At 38.5% G+C, this 5,982-nt stretch carries 7 protein-coding genes and 1 tRNA gene; 5 read left to right on the top strand and 3 right to left on the bottom strand.

From position 1 onward, the window contains the following. Nucleotides 1–10: 10 nt before the first annotated feature. Entirely contained in the window at nt 11–166 is a 156-nt protein-coding gene (locus ACKI4H_RS13300) for a hypothetical protein (RefSeq protein WP_407306492.1), read from the bottom strand. Between the two features lie 155 nt (nt 167–321). Between ACKI4H_RS13300 and ACKI4H_RS13295 the strand changes: the two genes are divergently transcribed. Then, nucleotides 322–1,080, top strand: coding sequence for a hypothetical protein (locus tag ACKI4H_RS13295; RefSeq protein ID WP_407306490.1), 759 nt, complete (start codon nt 322–324; stop codon nt 1,078–1,080). Between the two features lie 438 nt (nt 1,081–1,518). Here ACKI4H_RS13295 and ACKI4H_RS13290 read toward each other — a convergent pair. After that, nucleotides 1,519–1,592, bottom strand: a tRNA-Ala gene (locus ACKI4H_RS13290). A 256-nt stretch (nt 1,593–1,848) separates the two neighbouring features. Here ACKI4H_RS13290 and ACKI4H_RS13285 point away from each other — a divergent pair. The 4 genes from ACKI4H_RS13285 to ACKI4H_RS13270 all read left to right on the top strand — a co-directional run bounded on the left by ACKI4H_RS13285 (nt 1,849) and on the right by ACKI4H_RS13270 (nt 5,581). Next, on the top strand, nt 1,849–3,624 hold the full coding sequence (locus ACKI4H_RS13285) for an ATP-dependent nuclease (RefSeq protein WP_407306488.1): 1,776 nt from the start codon (nt 1,849–1,851) through the stop codon (nt 3,622–3,624). A 39-nt stretch (nt 3,625–3,663) separates the two neighbouring features. Continuing rightward, entirely contained in the window at nt 3,664–4,134 is a 471-nt protein-coding gene (locus tag ACKI4H_RS13280) for a competence protein CoiA (protein ID WP_407306486.1), read from the top strand. Between the two features lie 227 nt (nt 4,135–4,361). After that, the gene (locus ACKI4H_RS13275) at nt 4,362–5,474 is read left to right on the top strand and encodes a DUF3800 domain-containing protein (RefSeq protein ID WP_407306484.1); all 1,113 of its coding nucleotides are present in this window, start codon (nt 4,362–4,364) and stop codon (nt 5,472–5,474) included. A gap of 29 nt (nt 5,475–5,503) precedes the next feature. Continuing rightward, nucleotides 5,504–5,581: a JAB domain-containing protein gene (locus tag ACKI4H_RS13270; protein WP_407306494.1), complete on the top strand. Its 78-nt coding sequence runs from the start codon at nt 5,504–5,506 to the stop codon at nt 5,579–5,581. A 205-nt stretch (nt 5,582–5,786) separates the two neighbouring features. On the opposite strand, the gene ACKI4H_RS13265 is transcribed toward ACKI4H_RS13270, so the two are convergent. Continuing rightward, on the bottom strand, nt 5,787–5,982 hold a 196-nt coding region (locus ACKI4H_RS13265; RefSeq protein WP_407306482.1), incomplete at its 5' end, for an ATP-binding protein.

The raw sequence follows: 5,982 nt of genomic DNA, 5'->3' as shown, positions 1-5,982 counted from the left end.
ACTCCTTGGCTCACAGAACGACATGGCTACGATCCGACTTTTGATTGCCTTCTCCCTGTGTGTCGCTGGTCCACCAGGCAGAAAGCTCTTCCTGAGTGGTCAATGCCTGATAAACATCATCCAGTGAGGATGATTTAATTCCGATTCTGTGTAAGATATCTGCCATGACTTTTTGATTTAAAAATAAAGAATAGTCAGGTTTGTATGGCTGTGTAATAGGAGCAATTTAAGGGGCGATTTACATTTATTGTAAGTGCACGGTATAGAATGGTGAGATATTGGTTATTTAAAGATGTAACTGCTTCCTTAAAAGTTATCTTTATGTATACACATTCAACAATGACGCAAACTCAACAGGAAGAAATTCAGGCAGCATTCAGTAAAGCATCGACAGCATTGGCTGAACTTGAAGCAACAATTCGTAAGCATCATAATACTCCAGTCCAGAATATTGATAAAACAAAATTTCTAAAGCTAAACTTTCCGAGGGGATATATCCGCACACGATATCATTTTGCCACTGAATATAATCTTAATTCGCTAATAGGAAATGGCCGCCAGAAGGATAGTATTGCGTATTCTCTTATGCAGAGTGATCTATATAATTATCTGATTAATAGATTTGAGTTCTGGGGTGTCATTCAAAAGTTACTTCTGAAAGGTGCAATCATTAATTTAGTTTCTGCTATAGAAGGACTTTTGATGTGTTCATTAGGCCACTTACACCAACATTGTAGAGTTGATGACAAAAGAGTCTGTAAGAATCAAAACAGGTGCGACTTCTATATAAAGTCGTCGAAGCATTTGAAGATCGCTGGGGCAGTTGACATACTAAAAGACAAGTTGGTAATGAATGACTTAACGATTTTAGCAGACATGATCACTTTGAATAATATAAGAAACAATGTTCACTTATCGATCTTAGAAAGACATGAGTTTACCAATGATGATTACTCCTTGGCTAACTACAACAAAGCAATAAGCGTCTTAAACTATTTAAAAACAAATCAGGCAATCTCAACTCGCGTCTTCGCACAGAGACGTATTGACGGTTGCACAGGGCTAGCTCCACCAGAGTAGGGGTCAAAGGCTGCCACGAGGTGCCGACGCATTTCGATATAGACCTATCATTGAGGCATACTGCAACGTTTGTCTTAACTCTGCTGCTTACAAGAGGATAAGGAAGGGTCTGGACGCCGGTTTACAAGGTAGAGCCGGTTATAACGGTCAATCGATATAATACGGACCATTCATTATATCAATCTCCTTTATGCATTTTAGCAACGGCGCCCACTGCAATAAACTTTTGAGATTTCGTCTATTGAATAAAAATCTAGGAGTAATAAGCTTATTAAAAAATGGTAACAGCGCTGCATGAAGTAAAAAATCTAAACGATCAACGCTAAAATAAGACCTTCCCACAAGTTTTCGACTTGATCAGAATTTATTTATTTACACTTACCGCGATTAGACATCAAAAAAGCCTTCCAGTTTACACTGAAAGGCTTTTTTATATCGTGGAGAATACCGGATTCGAACCGGTCACCTCTTGCCTGCCAGGCAAGCGCTCTAGCCAAATGAGCTAATCCCCCGTGGTGGGGCAAAAGTAGCAATTTGTTTGTGGTTTGCAAACTTAAGTTGAAATAAGTATTCCATAAAAGATATGACTGAGAAGATAAACGAAATTGCCACTAGTATTCTTGAACCAATTAAAATACTGAAGACGAGATACGTAGAAACATGATGGTTGTAGGCTATAGGGTAATTAATGAAGTTTATCTCGAACCCATTTGAAACTGCAATGATAGATATTATGCTATATTTGGTTAAATCTAGGTTAGCTCTCATATGCCAACCTGCAAACCAGCATACATGGCAAAATTAAATTCTATTTCAATAGAGGGCTTTAGATCAATACGAGATGAAGTTACTATAAGGTTTCCTAATAATAAGCCAGTTGTTTTGATTGGTGAAAACAATTGTGGAAAGAGCAATGTAATCCGAGCGCTTGATATCTTATTTGGAGAGTATCATCCGAAGTACAAGGATGTGGAGCACTTTGACCATCACGGTCGAGATTCAAAGACACCGATTGTTATCAGTGGTTCAGTGTCAAACTTCAGCGGAGTATTAGGTCGCCCTCCTCAGAGAATAAATGCATTTAAATTTAAATGTATAAAGGGTTCAGAAATAGAATATGTGGCCCTTTTAGAAGACGGAACCCCACACGGATATATCTCCAACGATGTGCGTGGAGAATTAACTTCCATCATAGTTAATTCTGAACACAATCTTTCGTATCAGCTTAGTTATACATCAAAGCACACATTGCTTTCTAAAGTTATGAAAGTGCTCCATAAAAGTTTAATCAGCGATGAACAACGCGTAGCCGCTTTAAAGAAACTCTATGTTGAGATACAGAATACATTTGATGAAGTTCCTGAGTTCAAACAGTTCAAAGGCAGTATGTCAACGATCTCTGGCGAGATACTTGCAAATATGTCTTACATGTTGCAAATGGACTTCTCAGCCTACGATCCTAGTAATTATTTCAAATCACTACGTGTTAACCCCATAGAGGGAACAGACGCAAGGAGTTTCGAGGAGTTAGGAACGGGGCAACAACAATTACTGGCACTAGCATTCGCTCACGCGTACTGCAAATCATTCATTAATGGAGATATCGTATTAATACTTGATGAGCCTGAATCACATCTTCATCCACTGGCTCAAAAATGGCTATCGAAGATGATTATAAAGATGGCAGCCGATGGATTACAAATAGTAATAACAACCCATAGTGCGAACTTTATAGATCTTTTTAACATTGACAGTTTATTCTTATTGAGAAAGAATGGACAGGCTACCACAGTGATAAACCACTCTGCCGAGTCACTCTATAAGCATTGCATCGCTACAGGTGCAAACGCAGATAAAACAAAGGTCGAAACGGTTGTGCCGTTTTATGCTAATCATTCAACAACCCATATACTCAATGGTTTCTTTGCTAAGAAAGTTGTACTGGTCGAGGGATTAACTGAAGAATTAGCATTGCCTATATATTTGGAAAGACGAGGTTTGGATGTAACTAGAGAGGGTATTGAAATAATTGGTGTTCACGGGAAAGGTAATCTTGCTAAGTGGTGGAGATTGTTTACGCTCTATGGCATTCCAACTTTTGTCTGTTTTGATAACGATGAGAAACATGATAAGCAAGGCATTCAAAGAACCGATTCTCTGAAGGCTATAGGCATAACTGATGACGAATTAGCTGCTATCATAGGTACAAAAGACTGGGCTATAAGTGATGGATATTGTGTTTTTGGTGTCGATTTTGAAACTACAATGAAGAAGTCCTTTGATGATTATAATGCTGTAGAAGTGTCGCAGAAGGAACTTTTAGGTACGGCATCAAAACATATCGTTGCGAGGGAAGTCGCGAGATATCTAAAGATGGATGAAGAAAAAGGTTGGACTAACATTGATATAATTAAAACAAAACTTTTATCTCTTGAACCGTTCAAACCAGCGGTAACAGCTGCAGCAAGTGCTACAACTGCCCCCATCAAGTCCACCGCTACCAGTGACATGCTTGAACAGCTAAAAGCGAAATTTGGCATCTAATTAATCAGAACAAAACATGCATACGCTTTTGTAAATAATGTGCGTTCAGAGCCAATACGGGGGAAAAGTGGTCTATGCTGTGGATGCGGTAAGAAGGTTGTTGCTAAATGTGGAAACATCAAGCTCAATCATTGGGCACATACTTCAGCTGACAAATGTGACTCATGGTGGGAGAATGAAACGGAATGGCACAGGCAATGGAAAAGTCATTTTCCTATTGACACACGAGAAGTTACTTTCTATGATCCACTACTTGCTGAATATCACAGAGCTGATGTGCATAACAAAAATGGAGTCACTATTGAGTTTCAGAACTCACCTTTAACAAGGGAGGAACTAAATAGCAGAAATGAGTTTTATAATAAGATCGTCTGGATTGTGAACGGTAAAATGTTCAAGGGTTTTCAAATAACGCATAATATACCTGATCCAAATTGCGACGAGCTTCAGGAATGGTATTTTCTTAATTCAAGAAAGATACGATTACTGGTATCTTCAGGAGGTATCTAAGTTGAGTTTCCTCAGTAAGTATTGTTAGCGGATTTATTGTAACTTAAGCTTTTAGTCATTATTCATGATGGGTAGGCATATAAACAAGAAACTGCATGAACTGCGGAGTATCCGCCACCTTTGTAAGTCCACTAAATACATATACGGACATTTAAGCTGGCTACACATAAGCTTGATGCACCCCAATATACAATTCAGTCAAATAATGTAACTTAAGTAAATTAGCAATGCTCGAAGAACAAAAATCAAATGACGCACAGGCAGATGTTTCCACTGAAGTCTTGACCGAAAAACAATTGAAGTCTGCACAAGAGGCTCAAGAATTATTACAACGTGTTTTAAGTAGTGAGATTTTAGATGTTAGGGATCGCGTAGCATATATTCTGAGTAGTAGCGCGGATGCAAGAAATTCAGATATTAAACTTGCATGGCGTTATTGGACTACCTTTGAGTCTGAGATCATTGGAAGTGGTGGTTTAACTGAAAAAGCAATGTTAAAACTTTCTAAAATAAGCTCACTATGTAGGGCCAGAGCTAAAATTCAGAATGAGTATAAGTTATTTCAAGCTGATTCCTCAGTTAAAAAGCGACGTGGAACACTTGAAGGAAAGATGAAGGCAGATGCAATTGAAGACAAACCAAATCATTTGGGATTGTATTCTGTGTTCATTGATGAAAGTGGTAAGAATGATAAGTACCTTATGGTTGGTTCATTGTGGCTTCTCCGGTATGGTCCTGACTATATTATAAAGGACTTGGAATTGAAGGACTGGAAAAAATACTCTGGCATAACTTACGAATTTCATTTTACTGACATGCGTCCAGCTAGCTTGGAGCAATACAAGGCATTTTTTATTAAATTCTTATCTCTCTATCCTGAAGTAGGATTCAAATTGATAGTTGTAAAAAATAAAGGGTTTACTGACGTAGCAAGTGCCATAACTGACTTAACTTTCCATCTTTTGAGTGATGGCATTGAGCATGAACATAATTCCGGTCGAGCGCCGCTTCCTAGAAAGCTTGACGTCACTATTGACGATGAGGACTTAGGTAGCGATGCTGTTAAGTTGGCTAACATTAAAGAGAGGCTTAAAGGACAAGGTAGAGAAGGATTATTTATTGGTGATTTCCATGCAGCACCATCCGGTAAAAGCCTATTTATCCAAGCGGTTGATCTATTTGTAGCTTCTGTAAACAGAAAGCTAAACCAGCCTGGGGATAATAAGCCTAAAGATCAATTAGCGGACTTTATACTCAATGTTCTGAACTTAAATTTAGGAAAGTCCAATTATGATAAATCAACAGTGTTTGAGCTGTCGGAATTTAGTTTGGATGTTTAGTAGTTCCATTCCTAGAACACATACAATAATTGGATTTGAAAGTGCTCGACCATCTGATTATAAGTAAATACAGGTACTATAGTTTTGCTGATGAAGGTATGAGGTAAGTGACCTAAATTACTACCGTTCAATAGATGACAAAAAAGATAAATAAGGTTAGATATCGTGCGAAAAATTGCGAGAATTAGAAGAAAGTAAAAAATCAAAGCTTTAAATCTCCGTTAGCCCCGATCACCTCTTGCCTGCCAGGCAAGCGCTCCAGCCAAACGAGTTAATCCACCCCAATGGGACAAAGTAAACAAATAACTCCCCCTAATCTTTAAAAGTCATCACAAAGGTAGCTCCCTTGTTAATCTCACTTTCCACCGTAATCTTACCACCAAGGCTGGTAATGTGGTTATAAATCAAGTACAGGCCAATCCCCTTGCTGTCAACATGATGGTGGAACTTTTGATGTAACCCGAAGATCCGGTCCTTCACCTTCTCCATATCAAAGCCCAGGCCGTTG

Origin of the sequence: Acinetobacter sp. (assembly GCF_045628685.1) — a bacterium.
Taxonomy (GTDB): domain Bacteria; phylum Pseudomonadota; class Gammaproteobacteria; order Pseudomonadales; family Moraxellaceae; genus Acinetobacter.
Note: the sequence above shows the minus strand (reverse complement) of the source record. Positions and strands in the feature narration are given on the sequence as shown.

Excerpts from the sequence above, each read along its gene's own strand:
- ACKI4H_RS13275 (WP_407306484.1), top strand. The coding sequence starts at position 4,362 with ATGCTCGAAGAACAAAAATCAAATGACGCACAGGCAGATGTTTCCACT.
- ACKI4H_RS13295 (WP_407306490.1), top strand. The coding sequence starts at position 322 with ATGTATACACATTCAACAATGACGCAAACTCAACAGGAAGAAATTCAG.
- ACKI4H_RS13300 (WP_407306492.1), bottom strand. The coding sequence starts at position 166 with ATGGCAGATATCTTACACAGAATCGGAATTAAATCATCCTCACTGGAT.
- ACKI4H_RS13285 (WP_407306488.1), top strand. The coding sequence starts at position 1,849 with ATGCCAACCTGCAAACCAGCATACATGGCAAAATTAAATTCTATTTCA.